The sequence below is a fragment of the Acidobacteriota bacterium genome (genome assembly GCA_018001935.1).
Taxonomy (GTDB): domain Bacteria; phylum Acidobacteriota; class JAAYUB01; order JAAYUB01; family JAAYUB01; genus JAGNHB01.
In genome coordinates, this window is record JAGNHB010000002.1 from 207,967 (window position 1) to 228,332 (window position 20,366).

Below are 20,366 nucleotides of genomic sequence, written 5' to 3' on the forward strand. Positions count from 1 at the left end.
TCACCCTTCGCTCTCGTCCCGCACGGCCCGGGCCACCCGCAGGGCCTGGACGGTCTCCCGGACGTCGTGGCACCTCAGGATGGCCGCACCCCGCTCGGCCGCCAGGACCGCGGCGGCAACGGAACCGCCGAGCCGGTCCTGGACCGGAGCGCCGGACACTTTCCCGATAAAGGATTTTCGGGATGCTCCGACGAGGATCGGGCGTCCGAATTCGGAAAAATGACCCAGACGGTTCAGAAGAACCAGGTTGTCCTTGACCGTCTTTCCGAATCCGATTCCCGGATCTAGAATGATCTTAACCGGGTCGACGCAAAGATGCAAGACCGATTCAAAAAACCCGTGCACATCCTCGAGGATGTCCGGCGAAGGCGAAAGTTGCTGCATGGTCTCGGGCGTCCCCCGCATGTGCATCGTCACCACCGCCGCGCCCGACCGGGCCACGAGGGCGGCCATGGCGGGGTCCCGCAGGCCGGAGATGTCGTTGACGATCTCGGCCCCGGCGTCCAGCGCGGCATCGGCCACCGACGGTTTCCGGGTGTCGACCGAGACCGGGAGGTCCAGGCGCCGGGCCAGCTCGCGGATGACCGGGACCACCCGGCGGAGTTCCTCGTCGGTCGGGATGGGGAAGGCCCCCGGCCGTGACGACTCCCCGCCCACGTCGAGGATGGCGGCGCCGTCCGCGGCCAGTTGAAGGGCGCGGTCCACGGCGGCGGCGGGGTCGAGCCAGAGGCCGCCGTCTGAAAACGAATCGGGGGTGACGTTGATCACCCCCATGACCATCGGTTCCGTCCCGCAGACGATCCGACGGCGACCCGTATCGACGATGCGCAAACCCGGTCGTCTCATGCCGGTGCGGGCCTCTGCTTCGGCTGCACCAGCCCCCCCGACACGGCTTCCTCCCCGGCGTTTTCGGGTCGTGTCGGCTTGTCGGGCCCCGCCGGGGTCCGGGGCACCCGGATGGGCTCACCGTTGATGATGGCGGTGATCTCCGCGGCGTCCAGGACCTCGTACTCCAGGAGCGCGTTCGCGATCCGCTCCAGGGCGTCCCGGTTGTCCTGGATGATCTTCTCGGCCTCCCGGTAGCTCCCCACGACGATGCGCTGGATCTCCGAGTCGATGAGGACGGCGGTCTGCTCGCTGTAGTCCTTGTGGCGGGCGATCTCCCGGCCGAGGAAGATCTGCTCCTCCCGCTTGCCGAAGGAGAGGGGCCCGAGCTGCTCGCTCATCCCCCACTCGCAGACCATTTTCCGGGCCATCTCGGTGGCCCGCTCGATGTCGTTGGAGGCCCCCGTCGTGCGCACCCCGAGGAACTGCTCCTCGGCGATCCGGCCGCCCATGAGGACTTGCAGCTCGGCCTCGAGGTACTTCTGGGGGTAGGTATAGCGGTCGTCCACCGGCAGTTGCTGGGTGACGCCCAGCGCCATGCCGCGCGGGATGATGGCCACCTTGTGGATGGGGTCGGCTTCCGGCAGGAGGGCGGCGAGGATGGCGTGCCCGGCCTCGTGGAAGGCGGTGATCCGCTTCTCCTCGTCCCGGATGATGAGCGATTTCCGCTCCTTCCCCATGAGGACCTTGTCCTTGGCGGTCTCGAAGTCCGCCATGGTCACGTCCTTCTTGCTGTAGCGGGCGGCGTTCAGGGCGGCCTCGTTCACCATGTTGGCCAGCTGGGCGCCCGAGAAGCCGGGGGAGGAACGGGCGATGACCTCGAGATCGACGTCCTTGTTGAGGGGGATTTTCTGGATGTGGACCTTGAGGATCTCCAACCGCCCCCGCACGTCGGGGAGGTTCACCACCACCTGCCGGTCGAAGCGCCCGGGGCGGAGGAGGGCGGGGTCGAGGACGTCCGGCCGGTTGGTGGCCGCGATGAGGATCACACCCTCGTTGGACTCGAAGCCGTCCATCTCCACCAGGAGCTGGTTGAGCGTCTGCTCCCGCTCGTCGTGCCCTCCCCCGAGGCCGGCGCCCCGGTGGCGGCCCACCGCGTCGATCTCGTCGATGAAGATGATGCAGGGCGCGTTCTTCTTCCCCTGCTCGAACAGGTCGCGGACCCGGGAGGCGCCCACGCCCACGAACATCTCCACGAAGTCGGAGCCGCTGATGGAGAAGAAGGGGACGTTGGCCTCCCCGGCCACGCAGCGGGCCAGGAGGGTCTTGCCCGTGCCGGGGGCGCCCACCAGCAGGACGCCCTTGGGGATCCGCCCGCCGAGTTTCTGGAACTTCTGGGGCTCCATGAGGAACTCCACCACTTCCCGCAGTTCCTCCTTGGCCTCGTCCACCCCCGCCACGTCCTTGAAGGTCACCTTCTTCTGCTGGTTGGTGAGCAGCCGGGCGCGGCTCTTCCCGAAGGAGAGGGCCTTGTTTCCGCTCCCCTGCATCTGGCGCATGATGAAGACCCAGAAACCGATGAACAGGAGGATGGGCAGCCAGAGCGAGAAAATCCAGGACACCCAGGAATCCTTGTCCACGGATTCCACGTTCACCCGGGCGGCGGAGCGGTAGAGTTCGTCGGATATCTGCGCCGACGAGTCCTCGGGGATCACCGTGGAAAAGCGCGTCTTGCGCCCCCCGCTCTCGAACTCGCCCCGGACCGTGGTCCCCTTCACCGTGGCGGTCTTCACCGCCTTCGACTCGAGGAGTTTCTTGAACTCGTCGTACTTGAGTTCCTTGACGGGGCCTTCCTGGTAATTGGAGTACACGCCGTACAACAGCACGACGGTCACGAGGATGGCGACCCAGAGCAGTATGTTTTTCGTGAAATTGTTCACACTTTCCTCCATCCGGAGCCGGACCGGTCATACTAGCAGACTATTGGGATGCGGGAAAGCGGAAAAAGGCTTCGACGCCGGGGCTCACCCCTTCAGCCTGGCCAGGAACGGCAACTGGCGGTACTGTTCGTGGAAGTCGAGACCGTACCCCATGACGAAGCACTCCTCGGTGTCCTCGAAGAGGGCGTAGTCGACCTTCAGGTCGGTCCGGCGCATCCACTTCTTGTCCAGCACGGCGCCGATGTGGACGGAGGCGGCCCCCCGCAGCTTGATGAGGTTGCGGATGTGGTCGATGATGATCCCCGTGTCCACCACGTCGCAGAGGAGGAGGACCGTCTTCCCGTTCATGTCGACGGTGGGGTAGATCACCGCCTCCTCGATCTCCTTCACCTGGTTGTCGCCGATGAGGATGTCCTTGTAGTAGATGTTGACGAAGTGGCAGCCGACGGGCATGTCGATCTTCCGGAGGAGGTCGGCCATGAAGACGAACACCCCGCGCAGGATGCCCATGATCTGGAGGTCCCTGTTGCGGAAATCCCGGCGGATTTCCTTCGCCATCCGGGCGATTTCGCGGCGGATCTCCTGCTGTGTCTTCCAGACGACCAATCCGGGGTGAGCCTGCTTCATGATTCCCTCTCAAGGAAAATTGTTTTGAAACCGAAATCATTATACCACAGTTTTCGTTTCAGTTCCGGAATCCACACGATCTCCCCGCCCGGGCCGCAGACCAGGGTGACCCGGGAGCGGCGCTCCACGGGGACCCGGGCCTCCTGGAAGAGCTTCTTGAGCTTCTTCGCCCCGCAGGCCAGGCGGATCGTATCGCCGGGACGGCCATTCCGGACTGTCAGCGCCGGCGCCCCGCCGGGGAGAGGGACTTCGACCTGTTCCCCCCCTCCGCCGGCCTCGAGGGCACAACCGAAGGTCTCGCCGGTTTCGGGGACCCTCACCCGTCCGGGGACCGGCAGGACGTGCTCGAAGGGTTCGAGGGGCTGGGCCACGGGGCCGAACACCACCCGGTGCCCGCTCTTGAACAGGCCCAGGCCCGGCAGCGCCAGGCGTTTTCCGCCCGGCGCGCGGCTGGCGAAGGCCAGGACCTGCCCGACGTGGGCCGATGTCAACCGCCGGAGGTCGCCGCGGACCGCCCGGAGCACCTCGCGCACCACCGTCGGCCGGAGGGCGGGGGGGAGCCGCTCGAGTTCCCGGTTGTCGAAGCCGGGCGGACCGTCGCCCGTTCGGAGCAGGGCCGCCGCCCGGTCCGCCGCCAGGGCCCGCAGCGCCTCCCACTCCTGCCGCAGGGTTGCGGCGGCCCGGGCGATCAGGGCGCCCGCGGAGGGGAACAGCCGCTCGACGGGGGGCAGCACCTCCCGCCGCAGGCGGTTCCGCGTGTACCGGGGGTCGTCGTTGGACAGGTCCCTGCGGAAGGGGATGCCGTGGTCCCCGAGGTAGCGGAGCAGGCGCTCCCGGGGGATGGCCAGCAGGGGCCGGATCAACCCGCCCTCGGACGGCGCCATGGCGGCCAGCCCTTCGAGGCCGGCCCCGCGGAGGAGCCGGAGGAGGAAGGTCTCCGCCTGGTCGTCCCGGGTGTGCCCCAGGGCCACCCGGGCCCGGCTGTCCGCCAGGTGGCGGCGGTAGATCTCCCGCCGCCGATCCCGGAGGGCTTCCTCCACGTTGGCGGTCGGGAGCGTCGCGGGGTCGAGCACTTCGAGGTGGAACGGGACCCCCAGGCGCCGGGCGGTCTCCGCGCAGAAGGCCGCGTCGGCGTCGGCGTCGGCCCCCCGGAGGCCGTGGTTGACGTGGAGCGTCTCGAGGGAAAAGCCCAGTTCCGGCGCCAACGCGTGGAGGAGGTGAACCAGGGCCGTGGAGTCCGCCCCCCCGGAGTGCGCCGCCACCACGCGCCCCCCCGCCGGGACGAGCCCCCCGGCGCGGATCGTTCGGGCCAGCGTGCGGATCAGCGCGTCCATGCCGGGAGTCTACGACCGCATGCGAATGCTGTCAAGGGATTGACCGTCCCGCAAAAGTCAATTCAGCCACAAAGAACGCAGAGAATGACACCCCCGTAAAAAGTCGCATTTTACCCGCGAATCACGCGAATGAACGCGAATCAGAAATCAACAATCAATAGATATGATTCGTGTTATAAATTCGCGTATATTCGTGTTCTTCGCGGGAAATCCCCCTTTCGCGACTTTTTGCGACCGCATCAGGTTTGGCGTTCCCGCAACATGTACCATCGCCTGCCGGCCGATGGCCCAAACAAAGGCATCCCCAACACGTTCCCGCTCAGTTCCCGGGTTGTCGCGAATCCGCCGGCTTCGCCCCGCCCGGCTTCCGCCGGGTGCGGGCCTTTAAGCTCCGGGGGGCGGGGGCTCAGTACACCTGCGGCACGAAGGTCTGGTCCTCCAGGGGGGGACGCACGTACCCGCCGTCGGGCTGCCGGGGCGGCAGCTCGAGGGGCTCAGGCGTCAGGTCCTGGTAGTTGACGAGGCCCAGGAGGTGGGCGATGCAGTTGAGCCGCGCCCGCTTCTTGTCGTCGGCGTTCACCACGTACCAGGGCGCCTGCTTGATGTCGGTGTAGGCGAACATGGCGTCCTTCGCCCGGGAGTACTCCACCCACCGCGCCCGGGACTCCAGGTCCATGGGGCTGAGCTTCCAGCGCCGGGTGGGGTCCTTCAGGCGCTGCTGGAAGCGCCGCTCCTGCTCCTCGTCGCTGACGGAGAACCAGTACTTCACCAGGAGGATGCCCGACCGGACCAGCATCCGCTCGAACTCCGGGCAGGTCCGCAGGAACTCCTGGTACTCCGCGTCCGTGCAGAAGCCCATCACCCGCTCCACGCCGGCCCGGTTGTACCAGCTCCGGTCGAAGAGGACGATCTCCCCCGCCGCCGGCAGGTGGGTCACGTAGCGCTGGAAGTACCACTGGGTCTTCTCTTTCTCCGTGGGCGTCCCCAGGGCCACCACCCGGCAGTAGCGCGGGTTCAGGGACTCGGTGATCCGCTTGATGGCGCCCCCCTTCCCGGCCGCGTCGCGCCCCTCGAAGAGGACGACGATCTTGAGGCCCTCGCGCTTGACCCACTCCTGCAGCTTGACCAGCTCGATCTGCAGCCGGGCCAACTCCCCGTCGTAGATCTTGCTCTGCATCTTCCCGTAGTGGGAGCCGGGGGGCTGCACGTGCGCGGCCGCCGGGGTTTCCGCGCGGGACCCCGGTTCCTTCCTCCCCCCTTTCCCCGCTTTCCCGTCGCGCTCCGCCTTTCCTCCGCGCTTCGCCTTCCTTTCGCGCTCCACCTTGTCCTTTTTCTTTCCCACGGCTGCCTCCCGCTCTCGGTGTTTGCCCCGCCCGGCGGCCGGCCCCGGCCAAGCCAGGATCAACGCGGACCGCCGCGGGCTCGGGGGTGTGAACACGCCCCCAGCATAATCTTCCTGTCCTCGCCGATGCAAGGGTTTTATGAATCGGCACGTTCCGATCTTCGGCGCGATGATGGCAGAGAAAAGCCGTCGGTTCACGACACGCGGATCGGGACGATGACGAAGGGCGTCCCATGCTGGTAGAAGCCGCGGTGCAGGGCGAAGGTGATGTAGTTGTGCAGCCACCGGGTGACGAAGGTGAGGGGCCCGGGAACAGGGGGGCTCACCCCGGCGGTTCATGGACCAGCAGACGGTAGCCGACGCCGGGCTCGGTGACGAGGTGCCGGGGACGCGAGGCGTCCGCCTCGATCTTGCGCCGCAGGTTGCTCACGTTGACCCGGAGCAGGTGGCGGTCCTCGGCGTACCCGGGGCCCCAGACCTTCACCAGGACCTGCCGGTGGGTGAACACCTTGCCGGCGTGAAGCACGAAGAGGCGCAACAGGTCGAACTCGTTCGGGGTCAGGGCGACCGCGATCCCCCCGACCCGGACCCGCCGGTCTGCCAGGTCCACCTCCAGGTCCCCCGAGCGGAAGACCGGCTCGGCAGCCGCCGGGGAGGCCCGTCGCAACGCCGCCCGTACCCTGGCCAGGAGTTCGCCGGTACCGAAGGGCTTGGTGACGTAGTCCACGGCCCCCGCGTCCAGGGCCCCGATCTTCTGGTCCTCCGATTCCCGCACCGACAGAACGATGATCGGGACCTCCGACCACTCCCGCAGGCGCCGGATCACGTCCAGGCCGTCCATGTCCGGGAGGCCGAGGTCCAGGACGACCAGGTCGGGCCGCCCCGCCGCCGCGGCCGCCAAGGCCTCAAAACCGGAGCTCGCTTCCGCGATCTCGGTCCCGTGAGCGCAGAAAACCGTGTGCAGGAAACGACGGATGGCTTTCTCGTCGTCCACCACCAGGACCCTGATCCCTTTCAGATCGAAGGTGCTCATGTTCCGCTCCTTTCGCCGGGGTGCGCCGGGCCGCCGGAAGGGGCTGCCCCCGCTGCGACCCCCGGGATCGGGAGCGTGACCACGAAGCGCGCCCCGCCGCCCGGCCGGTTCTCCGCCCGGAGCGTTCCCCCGTGAGCCTCCACGATCCCCTTGCAGATCGCCAGCCCGAGGCCCGACCCGGGCACATCGTCCCCCCGCTGCACCCGGAAGAACTTGTCGAAGACCCTGTCCAGCTGCTCTTCGGGGATGCCCGGCCCCCGGTCCTCCACGGCCAGCTCCAGCCGGCCGCCGGCGACGCGGGCCCCGATCGTGACGGGCGTTGCCGGCCCCGAGAACTTGGCGGCGTTGTCCAGGAGGTTCACCAGCACCTGGGTCATCAGAACGAAGTCCAGGGGGACGGGGGGCACGTCCCCCTCCGTGTCCACCCGGACGTCCCGCTCCCCGAGCCTGCACGCCGTGGCGGACAGCGCGGCGCCGACCAGGTCGGGCACGTCGACCGGCTCCAGGCGGGGCTTGAGAATGCCCGCCTCCAAGCGGGACATGTCGAACAGGTTCCCCATCAGCCGATTCAATCGGCAGGCCTCTTCCCAGGCCCCTTCCAGCAGGTCCCGCCGGGTTTCCGACGGGAGCCCGTCCCCCTCCTCCCGCAGGCTGCTGATGGCGCCGGTGATGGTCACCAGGGGGGTCCGGAGATCGTGGGAGAGCGAGTTCATGATGGCCCGGTGCAGTTTTTCCGCCTCCTCGAGCAGCCGGGCCTGCTGGACCCGGCGGGACAGCAGCACCCGCTCCAGCGCCAGGGAGATCTGGTTGGCGTAGGCGTCGAGGAGCGCCCGCTCCGAAGTGGACATCAGGGTTTCCGGCGCCCGCGGCGCGACCGCCAGCACCCCGACGGGGCCGTCGGCGCCCCGCAGCGGCAGGTGGAGCAGGGTGGCCGCCCCCAGGGTGTCGACCCCGAGACCGGCGGGCTTTCCGTTCTGGTGGACCCACTGGGCCACCGCCATCTCCTTCTCGTCGCCCTGGAGACCCGGCGAACAGGCCACCCACTCCAGCCCGGAACCCCCGGGCAGCAGGAGGGCGACCCGTGAATCCAGCGTCTCCCCGACGCGCCGGATCACCGCCTCGGCGACCGCCTCCACCGCGCCGGCGGACGCCAGGTCGCGGCTGAGGGCGTAGAGGCTCTCGGTCCGGATCTCCCGGAGTCGCACGGCCTCCGCCCGGGACCGGGCCTTGTCCACGAGGGACGCGACGACGGCCCCCACGGTGAACAGGGCCAGGAAGGTGATCAGGTACTCCGTGTCGTGGACCGCCAGGGTATAGGCCGGGGGGACCAGGAAGAAGTCGAAGGCCAGGACCCCGGTGAACGCCGTGAGGATGGCCGGCCCCAGGCCGAGCCGGAGGGCGGCCACCACCACCGCCAGAAGATAGACCATGACCAGGTTCGCGGGCTCGATGACGCGGTGGATCGGCGCGCAAACGAGGGTGGACAATACGACCAGGCCCAGCGCGAAAGCGTAGTTGAACCCCTGCGGACCGGCCGGGGCGCGGGCGCGGCCTTTCCGACGCGATTCGGGGTCGGGGGCCAGGCCGACGACGATCACGTCGATCGGCCGGCTCCGGCGGATCAACCGGTCCACCACCGTGCCACGGAGCCGGTCCGCCAACCCCGACCGGGCCGGTTTTCCCACGACGATCTTGGTGATGTTCCGCTTCCGGGAATAGTCCAGGATCGCGTCGGTGGCGGCGGGCGAGGTCAAGGTCATCACGCGGGCGCCCAGGCTTTCGGCGAGGCGCAGGTCCCGCCAGACGTTCTCCCGGTTCTCCCGCGCGAGCGGCCCGCTCTCCTCGGTCTCCACGTAGACCGCGTGCCACTCGGCCCGCAGTTCGCCGGCCAGCCGCCGGGCGGCCCGGATCAGGCGCTCGCTGTACGGGCTGCCGCTCACACAGACCAACAGGCGTTCCGTGGTGTCCCAGGGGCCCTCGATGGACCGGGACTCCATCCAGGCGCGCATCTCCCCGTCCACCCGTTCCGCCGCGCTCCGGAAAGCCAGCTCCCGGAGGGCCATCAGGTTCCCTTCCTGGAAGAACCGGTGCAGCGCCCGGGCGGCCTGCTCGGCGACGTAGACCTTTCCCTCCCGGAGGCGCCGGAGGAGTTCGGGGGGCGGGAGATCGACGACCTCGACGGCATCCGCCTCGTCCAGGACGATGTCGGGCAGGGTTTCCCGGACCGTGACGCCCGTGATCCGGGCCACCACGTCGTTGAGGCTCTCCAGGTGCTGAACGTTGAGCGTGGTGAAGACGTCCGCGCCGGCGGCCAGGAGTTCCATCGCGTCCTGCCAGCGCTTGAGGTGCCGGGAACCGGGGGCGTTGGAGTGGGCCAGTTCGTCCAGGAGGACCAGGGCGGGGCGGCGTGCGAGGGCCCCGTCCAGGTCGAATTCCTCCAGGCGGACGCCCCGGTACTCGACGACGCGCCGGGGGAGAACGTCGAGACCCTCGAGAAGGGCTTCCGTCTCCCGGCGCCCGTGGGTCTCCACGTAGCCCGCCAGGACATCCACCCCGTTCGATTTCGCCAGGCGGGCGGCTTCCAGCATGGAATAGGTTTTCCCCACCCCGGCGGCGTAGCCCTGGAAGATCTTCAGCCGCCCCCTCCGCCGCCGCTGCTCCGCCTCCTGCGCCCGGGCCAGGAGGGCATCCGGGTCGGGCCGCTCATCTTGGTTGGGGTCATCGTGTTTCACGGGTCAATCCTAAAACGTATCCGTCCGGGTGTCAAAACCAATCCTCCCGGTCAGGGCGTCAAACCCGGGCCCGGGTCCTCGGCCCGGGTCAGCCGGTCGAGGGCGAGGTTCAGTTCCAGCACGTTCACCCGCGCGTCCCCCAGGATCCCGTACTGGGGAGGGACGACCCTGCGGCGGACCAGCTCGCGCAGCCGTCCCGGGTCGATCCCCCGGGCCCGGGCCACCCGGGGGACCTGGTACTCGGCCGCCGCCGGGCTGATGTCCGGGTCGAGCCCGCTCCCGGACGCCGTCACCAGGTCCACGGGCACCGGCGATGCACCCCGCGGCCCCGCGCCCCGGAGCGCCTCGAGCACGGCGGCCGCCCGGCGGAGCCGTTCCGGGTCCGAGGGGCCGAGGTTGGACCCCGCCGACGCGGCCGCGTTGCAGGCCGGCGTCGTGGCCGAGGGTCGCCCACGGAAGTACCCCGGGGCCCGGAACGATTGCCCGACGAGGCGGGAACCCCGGACGGCCCCGTCCCGGAGGACCAGGCTCCCGTTTGCCCGGTCGGGGCAGAGGGTCTGTGCGACCCCCGTAACCATCAGCGGGTAGAGGAGACCCGTCAGCGCCGTGAGCGCCAGGAGGAGAAGGGTGGCGGTTTTCAATTGGTCGACGATGTCCTTCCACATGGGTCTGCTCCTCAGAAAGCCAGGATCGACAGCACGAGGTCGACGATCTTGATCCCGGCGAAGGGGGCGATCAGCCCGCCCACCCCGTAGAGCAGCAGGTTGGTCCGGAGCAGCTGGGCCGCGCCGACGGGCCGATAACGGACCCCCCGCAGGGCCAGGGGGATCAGGGCCGCGATGACGAGCGCGTTGAAGATGACGGCGGAGAGCACGGCGCTGTTGAGCCCCATGACGTTGAGGGCGCCCAGCACCGGCCAGGTGGAAGCGAAGGCGGCGGGGATGATGGCGAAGTACTTCGCCACGTCGTTGGCAATGCTGAACGTGGTCAGGGCGCCCCGGGTCATGAGCATCTGCTTGCCGATCTCCACGATCTCGATGAGCTTGGTGGGGTTGCTGTCCAGGTCGATCATGTTGGCGGCCTCCCGGGCCGGCTGGGTCCCCGTGTTCATGGCCACGGCCACGTCCGCCTGGGCCAGGGCCGGGGCATCGTTGGTGCCGTCGCCGGTCATGGCCACGAGGCGCCCCCCCTCCTGGTACTCCCGGATCAACTTCAGTTTCGCTTCCGGGGTGGCCTGGGCCAGGAAGTCGTCCACGCCGGCCTCGGCCGCGATGGACGCGGCCGTGACCGGGTTGTCGCCGGTGATCATGACCGTCTTGATCCCCATGCGCCGGAGTTGGGCGAAGCGTTCCCGGATCCCGCCCTTCACCACGTCCTTGAGGTGGATCACCCCGGCGGCGGCCCCGTTCCGGGACACCACCAGCGGGGTGCCCCCCGACCGGGCAATGGTCTCGACCGCGGCCGTCAGTTCCGGCGGGACGGCCTGGCCGTGGCTCCGGATGTGCTCGATCATGGCTTCCGGCGCCCCCTTCCGGATGGAGGTCCCGTCCAGGTCCACCCCGCTCATCCGGGTCTGGGCCGAGAACGGGACGAAAACCATCCCCGGCGAGCCGGGCGCCTTGACGGGGCGGCCCCGCAGGCCGTATTTTTCCTTGACCAGGACCACGATGCTCCGCCCCTCCGGCGTTTCGTCGGCCAGCGATGCCAGTTGGGCGATCTCCGCCAGGTCCTCGACCCGGGTCCTCCCCACCGGGATCAGTTCCACGGCGTGACGGTTTCCCAGGGTGATGGTGCCGGTCTTGTCCAGCAGCAGGACGTCCACGTCCCCCGCGGCTTCCACGGCCCGCCCCGAGAGGGCGATGACGTTGCGCCGGATCAGGCGGTCCATGCCGGCGATGCCGATGGCGCTCAGGAGCCCGCCGATGGTGGTGGGGATCAGGCACACCAGCAGCGCCGCGAGGACGGTGAGGGAGAGGGGGGTCCCCGTGCCGGAGGCCCGGACGCCGTAGAGGGAGAACGGCAGCAGGGTCACGCAGACCAGCAGGAAGACCAACGTGAAGCCCGCCAGGAGGATGTCCAGGGCGATCTCGTTGGGGGTCTTCCTGCGGCGGGCGCCCTCCACCAGCGCGATCATGCGGTCGAGGAAGCCCTCGCCGGACACCGCCGTCACCCGCACGATCAACCAGTCCGAGAGGACGCGCGTCCCGCCGGTGACGGCGCTGCGGTCCCCGCCCGATTCCCGGATCACCGGGGCGCTCTCGCCGGTGACGGCGCTCTCGTCCACCGTGGCGATACCTTCCACCACCTCGCCGTCCGCGGGGATGAGGTCCTCCGGGCCCACCAGGACGCGGTCGTTCTTCCGGAGGTCGGAGGAGGAGACGGTCTCCCATGACCGGTCGTCCGGCTTCCTCCCGGCCCCGGTGACGAAGCCCGGGGCGAGACGACGGGCGCGGGAGTCCTTCCGCATCCGGCGGAGCGACTCGGCCTGGGCCTTCCCGCGGCCTTCCGCCAGGGCCTCCGCGAAATTGGCGAAGAGGACTGTGAACCACAGCCACAGCGTCACCCAGCCGATGAAGGCGGCGGGGGCCTCCCCCCGTCCGGCCAGGGCCTGGGCCCACAGGGCGGTGGTGAGGACGCTGACCACCTCCACCACGAACATGACGGGGTTCCGCACCATCCGGCGGGGGGCGAGCTTGACGAACGAATCGAGAAGGGCTCGACGGTAAAGCTGCAGACACATCGACCGGCGCCTTTTATGGTCTCGGGGTTCCGTGGTGCTCATGGTGTCGACTCCAGGGTCGCCGGGCCGGCGACCGGGTTTGTGCTCCGGGTGCCGGGCGCGGAACCGGGGTCACCGCGGGAGCAGGTGCTCCACGATGGGGCCCAGCGCCATCGCCGGGAGAAAACTCAACGCCCCCACCATCACCACCACCGCGGTGAGCCAGGCGGCGAAGAGGGGGCCGTTCGTGGGGAGCGTCCCCTCCCCCGCGGGTGTCTTTTTCCGGGCCGCCAGCGAACCGGCGAGGGCCAGGAGGAGAATGATCGGCCAGAAGCGGCTGGCCAGCATCACCAACCCCAGCAGGATGTTGTAGAACGGGGTGTTCGCGTTCAGGCCCCCGAAGGCGCTCCCGTTGTTGTTGGCGGCGGAGGAGAAGGCGTAGAGGACCTGGGTGAAACCGTGGGGGCCGGGGCTGGAGGGGCCGGCCAACCCCGCGGGCGTCGTCACGGCCACGGCGGTTCCCGCCAGGGTGAGAAAAACCGGTATCAGGATGATCAGGGCGGCCATCTTCATCTCCCCGGCCCCGATCTTCTTGCCGAGGTACTCGGGCGTGCGGCCCACCATGAGCCCGGCCACGAAGACGGCGATGACGGCGAACACCAGCATCCCGCCCAGGCCGGACCCCACGCCGCCGAAGATCACCTCGCCGAGCTGGATCAACCACAGGGGCGCCATCCCCCCCAGGGGCGAGAAGGAGTCGTGCATGCCGTTCACAGCCCCGCAGGACGTGGATGCGGTGACCACCGCGAAGAGGGCCGAGTTGACGACCCCGAAGCGAACCTCCTTCCCCTCCATGTTGCCGCCCGGGTTGTCGGCGCTCCGGTGCGGGTCGATACCGAGCCCCGCCAACCCGGGGTGCGGCCGGGACTCGGCCCACACGCAGAGCCCCAGCAGGGCCAGGAACACGAACAGCATGGCCGCCAGGAGGACCCACCCCTGGCGGGTGTCCCCCGCCAGGCGGCCGAAGCTGTGGCAGAGGCCGGCCGGGATCAGGAGGATGGCCAGCATCTGCAGGAAATTGGACAACGGCGTGGGGTTCTCGAAGGGGTGGGCGGAGTTGGTGTTGAAGAACCCGCCGCCGTTGGTCCCCAGGAGCTTGATGGCGGTCTGGGAGGCCGCGGGCCCCCGGGCCAGCGTTTGGGAACCGGCGGGTTTCCCCTCTAGGTCGGGACTCCCGTCGAGGGTCCGCACACTGACCGGTCCCCCGAGGGTCTGGACCACGCCCTGGCCGGCCAGGAGGAGGGCCAGGACCACCGAGAGCGGGAGCAGGACGTACAGGGTCGAGCGCACCAGGTCCACCCAGAAGTTGCCGATCCCCCGGGCCGAGTGCCGGGTGAACCCGCGGACCAGCGCCGCCAGCACGGCCATCCCGGTGGCCGCCGAGAGAAAGTTCTGGACGGTCAGGGCCGTCATCTGCGTGAGGTAGCTCAGGGTGCTCTCGCCCCCGTACGACTGCCAGTTGGTGTTCGAGACGAAGCTGGCCGCCGTGTTGAAGGCCAGGTCGGGAGGGACCGGGCCCATCCCGGCCGGGTTGAGGGGAAGCACGCCCTGGAGGCGCTGCACGGCGTACACCACAAGGCCGCCCAGCAGGCTCAGCGACAGGAGCGCCCCGGCGTAGGCCCTCCAGCTCATTTCCGTGCCCGGGCTCACGCCGCAGAGGCGGTAGAGCCCGCGCTCCACCGGGGCCAGAACCGGGTGGAGGAAGGTCCGCCGCCCCTCGTACACCCGGGCCATGTAGGCGCCCAGCGGCCAGGCCAGGGCCATCAGCACCCCCACGAACAGGACGATCTGCCCCCCGTCGTGCAAATTCACGAGAAGTCCTCCGGTTTCAGGAGTGCCCGGAGCAGGTACAGGAAGAGCCCCGCGGCCAGGATGCCGGCGATGACGTGGAAGAGGTTCATGACACCCTCGTCAGCCGGTCGCAGGCGCGGGCCAGCCAGCGTCCCGCCCCGAAAAAAACCGCCAGCACCACCGGGAAAATCAGGTCCTGCATCGTACCTCCCCCATGCTCTCCTTCAGATTATCCCCGCCCGCGTCAATCGCGGCTCAAGAAGCGGGTTGAAAGGGTCAAGATGACGTCAAGGCCGTCGGAGGTCATGAACTCTCCGCCGAGACCCGGGGAGTTTCCCGTGCCCGCCTTCCCGTTCCGATGCCCGTCCACCACGGCCCCCCCGTGGCCAGACAACGCCGTTGCTTCTCCTGTCCGGAAGCGGTAAACTTCAAGGGATGGAGAACTTGCTCTACACCCTCGGCCACTCCACACACCCGCTCGAGCGCTTCGCCGAACTCCTGGCGGCCCACGGCATCAACGCCGTGGCGGACGTTCGGTCAAGCCCTTACAGCCGCTTCAACCCCCAGTACAACCGGGAGCCCCTCCGGGTTTCCCTGCGGGCCATGGGCTCGGCCTACGTTTTCCTGGGGGAGGAACTGGGGGCCCGCAGCGACGACCCCGCCTGCCGGGAGGACGGACGGGTCTCCTACGTCCGCCTGGCACGGACCGACCGGTTCCGACGGGGCCTGGACCGGGTGATGGAGGGGATGACCCGTTACCGGGTCGCGCTGCTGTGCGCGGAGAAGGACCCGCTCTTCTGCCACCGCGCGATCCTCGTCTCCCGCCGGATGGCCGAGCGGGGCGTCCCCATCGCCCACATCCGCCCCGACGCCGCCCTCGAAACACACGGGGAGCTGGAGACGCGGCTCCTCCGACACCTGGGCATCCCGGAACGCGACCTGCTCCATACCCGCGAACAGATCCTCGACACGGCCTATGCCCTGCAAAATGCCCGCATGTCGATGGGGAGGAAATAGGCTGTAGGCTGTAGGTCCGGAGGAATTACCGTCGGGGTCGGAATCGGAATCGGTATCGGTATCGCAATCGCAGTCGCAATCGCAGTCGCAATCGCAGTCGCAATCGCCGTCGCAGTCGCCGTCGCTGCCGCGTCGCTATCGCTGTCGCCGTCGCAACCGGGGACGCGTTCGCCGCCGGGACCGGCGGCCACCGTGGCGACGACAGCCCCCAACCCTGCATCTTGTGGATTGCGGCGCGCAGGCACAAAGCGGAGGGTGACAAGCTTTTAACAGGCATGAAAGCACCGTGATGAAAAAACGGCGTTAAAGGACAAAGGGACCAAGCGACCAAGGGGACCATAGGGACAGGCTGAGCCGTCGCGGCAGGAGGCGCATATGGGGCATGCCGCACAAGCAGGCGCCCTGGCGAGATCAGGATACGGACCCGCTCTCGCCAAGGCGCAAAGACCGCGGAGGAAAACGGGTCGCGGGGGTGCGGCCAAGGAACACGAAAGTTCATACGGGTTGCGAGCCCCCCGGCCGGCGGACGGTTCGAGACCTTGACAGGGGGAGAGGAAGCGATTACCCTTCGGAAGGCGCCGTCAAGCCGACCGGACTCGGCGGACCACGCGCCGGGAGGGCACCATGATCAGACCCGAAGAGACCGTCGTCCCCACCCTCGGGGAACCCCGTATCGAGTCCCCCTTGCGGGACAAGCGCTGGGAGAGTTTCCCGGAATTTTTCATCCACCCCGAGTCCCGGGTGCGCTACCAGGTGGAGGTGAACACCCCCGCCGACCGTCCCGGCGACGTCTTCTTCGAAAAGGCGGGCCCCCGGGAGAAGATCTTCTTCGACCCGCAGGAGACCCGGGCGGCCATCGTCACCTGCGGCGGCCTCTCGCCGGGGCTCAACAACGTGGTCCGTTCGGCCTCCCTCGAGCTGTACCATAACTACGGCGTCCGGGAGATCTTCGGGGTCCGGTACGGTTACCAGGGCCTCAACCCGGCGGAGGGGCAGCCTCCCATTCCCCTGACCCCGGAATTCGTGGGCCGCATCCAGGACGCCGGGGGCAGCGTGCTCGGCTCCTCCCGGGGCGCCCAGGACCCGGCCGTCATGGTGAACTACCTCAAGCGGGAGCGGATCAACCTGCTCCTGTGCCTCGGCGGCGAGGGGACGCAGAACGGCGCCCTGCAGATCCACCGGGAGGCGTCCCGGCGAGGATACCCGCTGGCCGTGGTGGGGATCCCCAAGACCATCGACAACGACATCCCCTACGTCTCCATGTCCTTCGGCTTCAACACGGCCATCGAGAAATCGCGCGAAGTGCTCGAGTGCGCCCACAACGAGGCCAAGAGCGCACCCAACGGCATCGGCCTGGTCAAGCTCATGGGGCGCCACGCGGGTTTCATCGCCTGCGGCGCCACCCTGGCCAGCCAGGAGGTGAATTTCTGCCTCATCCCCGAGGTGCCCTTCTCCCTCGAGGGGGAGCACGGCCTGCTCCACGTCCTCCACAAGCGCATCCTCAACCGCGGCCACGCGGTGGTGGTGGTGGCCGAGGGAGCCGGCCAGGACCTCTTCGCCGAGAAGTCCGGCGAGACCGACGCCTCCGGGAACGTCCGTCTGCACGATGTCGGCGAACTCCTGCGGGACCGGATCCGCGAGCACTGCAAGCGGCAGGACACCACGGTGGAGGTCAAGTACTTCGACCCCAGCTACTTCATCCGCAGCGTCCCCGCCAACGCCACGGACCGGGTCCTGTCGGACCAGCTGGCCCGGTACGCCGTCCACGCCGGCATGGCGGGGATGACCGGGGTGCTGGTGGGACACACCAACAACGTCTTCACCTACGTCCCCATCGCCTTGTCCACCAGCCGGAAGAAACGGGTGTTCACGGACGGGAGCCTCTGGCGAAGCGTCCTGGCCGCCACCGGCCAACCGGCGGTGTTCCACTGACGGACCGCCCCGGAAGGAACCCCTTGACCGCCGCCGGGGAGCAGGCATAGAATGAGGTCGTCAACCCCCTCTCGGAATCCAGTGGAAGGAGGCGATATGAAATCCCTGTTGAGCGTGATCCTGCTCGTTGCCGCGGCCGTGCTGGCGGGGTGCTCCCAGCAGCCGCAGGAAGCCGCCGGCACCCCCGCGGCCACCAGCCAGGCCCAGCCCGCCGCCGCCGCCCCGCCCGCCGGCACGGCGATCCCGCCCGATGCCGGGGCGCTGCCCGCCGGCACCGGCGAGGGCCTCCCCGCGGCGTACGCCCCCGGGACCCCGCCGCCCGCCGAAGGCGGAACCCCCGCCGCGGACACGGGGTCCGACATCCCCTCCTACCCCGGGGCGACCGTCGCGGAGCAGCAGACGGGCAGCGGCAAGGGCGGCTGGGCCCGGATCACCGAGGTCAAGCTGACCACCACGGCGACCCTGCAGGAGGTCAAGGCGTTCTACGACAACTACATCAAGTCGGCCGGCTGGCAGGTGACCGGCTTCCAGGACAAGCCCTTCAAGGCGTACTGGCGGCTCGCCAAGGCGCCCAACGCCACGGCCGAGATCGAGGTGGAAACCGCCCGCGCCGGCGGCGTGCGCATCAAGATCGAACAGAAGAGCCGGTAGGCGCTTTAGCGGCTGCGCTTTTGCCAACATGTTGTCATTTCCGGTTGCCTGCCGAGGCCACTTCACCGGGCAAGGTCCCGGAGAAAGCGTAGTCCCTTCGAAGTAAGATCTTTGCCAAAATGATCGTCGGTGGGCTCCCACCCCTTTCAGAGCAGTTGTACCCGATGGGGGGGACGGAAAAGGGAATCCCGGCAGCGTCGTCCGGCATACCCCAGGGCTAAAATGCCCCGCTTGTGCCGATCCGGGCCCGGAATCGACCTGACAGGTCTCTCGCAAAGGCGCCAGGATGCAAAGCCTCGCAAAGGAATTCCCCTTTTCCGGTCCGGGGAGCAGCGGCCGGGAAAAACCCGCCTTCCCCGCACCCTTTCAGGGTGCGTCTGATCCCCCCGCCGTCGCGTTCCGGGGGCGGCGGGGTCGCCGTCCAATCGACCAGAAACCGAATTTCGCAACCGATTCTCTCCAAAACGGTTGCGAATATGTTTCTGGAGAGAGGGGGCGGCGGGATGGCCGTCCAATCGACCAGAAACCATATTTCGCAACCTGTTCTTTCCAAATCGGTTGCGAGTTTGTTTCTGGAGAGCGCCTTTGTTCGAGCCATCGCCCGGTTGGCGATGGCACTTTTTGAGGGAACGTCAAGGGTATTCTTTGCAAGGATTACAACCCACAGCCTCGCGACCCGGCCGATCTCGACGGCGGTTGCGACACGACGGCGACTGCGATACCGATAACGATACCGACGGCGATACCGATCCCGATTGCGATACCGACAGCAATTGCGATTGCGATCCCGATTGCGATACCGATACCGACGGTAATTCCTCCGGACCTACAGCCTACAGCCCTACAGCCTAACAACCTTCAGCCTAACAGCCTTCAGCCTAACAGCCTTCAGCCTAACAGCCTTCAGCCTAACAGCCTTCAGCCTAACCACCTCTCCTCAAGGGCCGTAGTGGAAGAACAGCGTGGGCGGGACGAGGGCCAGGAGGCTGAAGGCCACCAGGATCAGGAGGAGGGGGAAGAACCACTTCGCCCAGCGCTCGTAGGGGATGCCCGCCATCCCCAGGATCCCCATGGTGACGGCCGAGGTGGGGAGGACCGGGTTGACGAACTCGCAGAGCTGGAAGGCCAGGACGGAGACCTGGCTCGGGATGCCCACCAGGTTGCCGAGGGGGGACATCAGGGGCATGGTCAGGACGGCCTGCGTCGTCCCGGAGTGGATGAAGAAGTTGATCACCGCCTGGGCCAGGAACATCACCTGGGCGCGGAGGAACGACGGCACCAGGGAGATGGCCGAGGCCATGGCCTCGAGGACGGTGTGCTCCACCACTCCCGCCTGGAGGATCATCAGGAAAGCCCGGCCGCAGGCGATGACGAAGGCCACGCCCACCATGTCCTTGGCGCCCGAGACCATGAGGGCGGCGATCTCGCTGGGGGTGAGCCTCCCCACGAAGCCGGCGGCGAGCCCCAGGGCCAGGAAGAGCGACGCCATCTCGGGGATGCCCCACTGCTTCGCCAGGATCCCCCAGACCAGGGTGGTCATGGCGGCGACGAGGAGGAGCACCACCAGCTTCTGCACGAACCCCCAGGGCAGGGGCTCCGCACGGTCCAGGCCGTGGAGGTCCCGGGCCAGGTCGATGTCCCGGACCGGGCTCAGCTCGGGCCGTCGCCGGACGCGCTCGGCGTAGACCATCACGTAGGCCACGATGACGGCCGTCCCGAGGACCCACAGCACCAGCCGGTACTCCATGCCCGAGTAGAGGGGGATCTTCGAAACGCTCTGGGCCATCCCCACGGTGAAGGGGTTGAGGAAGGCCGCCGCGAACCCGGCCGCGGCGCCCAGGAAGGGGATGGCGACCCCCACGATGGAGTCGTAGCCCAGGGAGAGGGCCAGAGGGATGAAAATCAGCACGAAGGGGATGGTCTCCTCGCACATCCCGAAGACGGCCCCCGCCACGGAGAACACGGTCATCAGCACGGGGACGACCAGGCACCGCAGGGAGGGGCGGCGGGCGAAGAGGGCCGAGAGGCGCTGGATCCCCGCTTCCAGGGCGCCGGTCTTCAGGATCACCGCGAAGGCCCCGCCAATGATGAAGAGGAAGGCGATGATCTCGATGCCGTCCTCGAAACCCTTCACCGGGGCCAGCAGGAGGATCTCGGGCCCCACCCGCGGCTTGGGGGCGGCGTGGAAGGTGCCGGCGACGGGGAGGGAGCGCTCCGTCCCGCCGATCACGGCCGTGCGCATCTCGAAGCGCCCCGAGGGCAGGGCCAGGGTGAGGACGTACGCCAGGAGCACCAGGACGTAGATCAGCACCAGGGTGTGAGGGAGCCTGAATTTCGGTTTCTCCGCCATGTCCTACCTCCCG

The 20,366-nt window shown here is 68.5% G+C and carries 15 protein-coding genes; 3 read left to right on the forward strand and 12 right to left on the reverse strand.

All coding sequences use genetic code 11. The annotated features are described in order from the left end of the window. The 11 genes from folP to kdpF all read right to left on the reverse strand — a co-directional run bounded on the left by folP (position 1) and on the right by kdpF (position 14,513). Positions 1-846 carry a dihydropteroate synthase gene (gene folP / locus KA419_01810; GenBank protein MBP7864657.1) on the reverse strand — a complete coding sequence of 282 codons (846 nt, stop codon included), beginning with the start codon at positions 844-846 and terminating at the stop codon, positions 1-3. After that, the gene (gene ftsH, locus KA419_01815) at positions 843-2,777 is read right to left on the reverse strand and encodes an ATP-dependent zinc metalloprotease FtsH (protein MBP7864658.1); all 1,935 of its coding nucleotides are present in this window, start codon (positions 2,775-2,777) and stop codon (positions 843-845) included. Before ftsH ends, folP begins: the two co-directional genes overlap by 4 nt. Positions 2,778-2,849: 72 nt before the next feature. Continuing rightward, the gene (locus KA419_01820) at positions 2,850-3,392 is read right to left on the reverse strand and encodes a hypothetical protein (GenBank protein ID MBP7864659.1); all 543 of its coding nucleotides are present in this window, start codon (positions 3,390-3,392) and stop codon (positions 2,850-2,852) included. Next, positions 3,389-4,726, reverse strand: coding sequence for a tRNA lysidine(34) synthetase TilS (gene tilS / locus KA419_01825; GenBank protein MBP7864660.1), 1,338 nt, complete (start codon positions 4,724-4,726; stop codon positions 3,389-3,391). The genes KA419_01820 and tilS overlap by 4 nt, the downstream gene beginning before the upstream one ends. 406 nt (positions 4,727-5,132) lie before the next feature. Next, entirely contained in the window at positions 5,133-5,903 is a 771-nt protein-coding gene (ppk2, locus tag KA419_01830; GenBank protein MBP7864661.1) for a polyphosphate kinase 2, read from the reverse strand. Between the two features lie 487 nt (positions 5,904-6,390). Then, entirely contained in the window at positions 6,391-7,101 is a 711-nt protein-coding gene (locus KA419_01835; protein ID MBP7864662.1) for a response regulator, read from the reverse strand. After that, positions 7,098-9,833 (reverse strand): sensor histidine kinase KdpD, encoded by a 2,736-nt coding sequence (locus KA419_01840; protein ID MBP7864663.1) that lies wholly within the window; start codon positions 9,831-9,833, stop codon positions 7,098-7,100. Before KA419_01840 ends, KA419_01835 begins: the two co-directional genes overlap by 4 nt. A 50-nt stretch (positions 9,834-9,883) precedes the next feature. Further along, complete coding sequence (gene kdpC, locus KA419_01845) at positions 9,884-10,498, reverse strand: potassium-transporting ATPase subunit KdpC (protein ID MBP7864664.1); 615 nt, start codon at positions 10,496-10,498, stop codon at positions 9,884-9,886. A gap of 11 nt (positions 10,499-10,509) precedes the next feature. Then, complete coding sequence (gene kdpB, locus KA419_01850) at positions 10,510-12,573, reverse strand: potassium-transporting ATPase subunit KdpB (GenBank protein MBP7864665.1); 2,064 nt, start codon at positions 12,571-12,573, stop codon at positions 10,510-10,512. Positions 12,574-12,684: 111 nt separating this feature from the next. Continuing rightward, positions 12,685-14,376, reverse strand: a complete 1,692-nt coding sequence (kdpA, locus tag KA419_01855) for a potassium-transporting ATPase subunit KdpA (GenBank protein ID MBP7864666.1) — start codon at positions 14,374-14,376, stop codon at positions 12,685-12,687. 44 nt (positions 14,377-14,420) lie between these two features. Beyond that, complete coding sequence (kdpF, locus tag KA419_01860; protein MBP7864667.1) at positions 14,421-14,513, reverse strand: K(+)-transporting ATPase subunit F; 93 nt, start codon at positions 14,511-14,513, stop codon at positions 14,421-14,423. A gap of 334 nt (positions 14,514-14,847) precedes the next feature. On the opposite strand from kdpF, the gene KA419_01865 reads away from it, so the two are divergent. The 3 genes from KA419_01865 to KA419_01875 all read left to right on the forward strand — a co-directional run bounded on the left by KA419_01865 (position 14,848) and on the right by KA419_01875 (position 18,003). Beyond that, positions 14,848-15,420, forward strand: a complete 573-nt coding sequence (locus tag KA419_01865) for a DUF488 domain-containing protein (protein ID MBP7864668.1) — start codon at positions 14,848-14,850, stop codon at positions 15,418-15,420. A 624-nt stretch (positions 15,421-16,044) separates the two neighbouring features. Then, the gene (locus KA419_01870) at positions 16,045-17,352 is read left to right on the forward strand and encodes an ATP-dependent 6-phosphofructokinase (GenBank protein ID MBP7864669.1); all 1,308 of its coding nucleotides are present in this window, start codon (positions 16,045-16,047) and stop codon (positions 17,350-17,352) included. 96 nt (positions 17,353-17,448) lie between these two features. Continuing rightward, positions 17,449-18,003 (forward strand): hypothetical protein, encoded by a 555-nt coding sequence (locus KA419_01875; protein MBP7864670.1) that lies wholly within the window; start codon positions 17,449-17,451, stop codon positions 18,001-18,003. 937 nt (positions 18,004-18,940) lie between these two features. On the opposite strand, the gene KA419_01880 is transcribed toward KA419_01875, so the two are convergent. Beyond that, positions 18,941-20,353, reverse strand: coding sequence for a YfcC family protein (locus tag KA419_01880; GenBank protein MBP7864671.1), 1,413 nt, complete (start codon positions 20,351-20,353; stop codon positions 18,941-18,943). Positions 20,354-20,366 lie beyond the last annotated feature (13 nt).

What these genes read in the sequence shown, in the direction of transcription:
- folP (MBP7864657.1), bottom strand. Translation starts at nt 846, where the DNA reads ATGAGACGACCGGGTTTGCGCATCGTCGATACGGGTCGCCGTCGGATC.
- ftsH (MBP7864658.1), bottom strand. Translation starts at nt 2,777, where the DNA reads ATGGAGGAAAGTGTGAACAATTTCACGAAAAACATACTGCTCTGGGTC.
- KA419_01820 (MBP7864659.1), bottom strand. Translation starts at nt 3,392, where the DNA reads ATGAAGCAGGCTCACCCCGGATTGGTCGTCTGGAAGACACAGCAGGAG.
- tilS (MBP7864660.1), bottom strand. Translation starts at nt 4,726, where the DNA reads ATGGACGCGCTGATCCGCACGCTGGCCCGAACGATCCGCGCCGGGGGG.
- ppk2 (MBP7864661.1), bottom strand. Translation starts at nt 5,903, where the DNA reads ATGCAGAGCAAGATCTACGACGGGGAGTTGGCCCGGCTGCAGATCGAG.
- KA419_01835 (MBP7864662.1), bottom strand. Translation starts at nt 7,101, where the DNA reads ATGAGCACCTTCGATCTGAAAGGGATCAGGGTCCTGGTGGTGGACGAC.
- kdpC (MBP7864664.1), bottom strand. Translation starts at nt 10,498, where the DNA reads ATGTGGAAGGACATCGTCGACCAATTGAAAACCGCCACCCTTCTCCTC.
- kdpB (MBP7864665.1), bottom strand. Translation starts at nt 12,573, where the DNA reads ATGTGTCTGCAGCTTTACCGTCGAGCCCTTCTCGATTCGTTCGTCAAG.
- kdpA (MBP7864666.1), bottom strand. Translation starts at nt 14,376, where the DNA reads ATGGCCCTGGCCTGGCCGCTGGGCGCCTACATGGCCCGGGTGTACGAG.
- kdpF (MBP7864667.1), bottom strand. Translation starts at nt 14,513, where the DNA reads ATGAACCTCTTCCACGTCATCGCCGGCATCCTGGCCGCGGGGCTCTTC.
- KA419_01870 (MBP7864669.1), top strand. Translation starts at nt 16,045, where the DNA reads ATGATCAGACCCGAAGAGACCGTCGTCCCCACCCTCGGGGAACCCCGT.
- KA419_01875 (MBP7864670.1), top strand. Translation starts at nt 17,449, where the DNA reads ATGAAATCCCTGTTGAGCGTGATCCTGCTCGTTGCCGCGGCCGTGCTG.
- KA419_01880 (MBP7864671.1), bottom strand. Translation starts at nt 20,353, where the DNA reads ATGGCGGAGAAACCGAAATTCAGGCTCCCTCACACCCTGGTGCTGATC.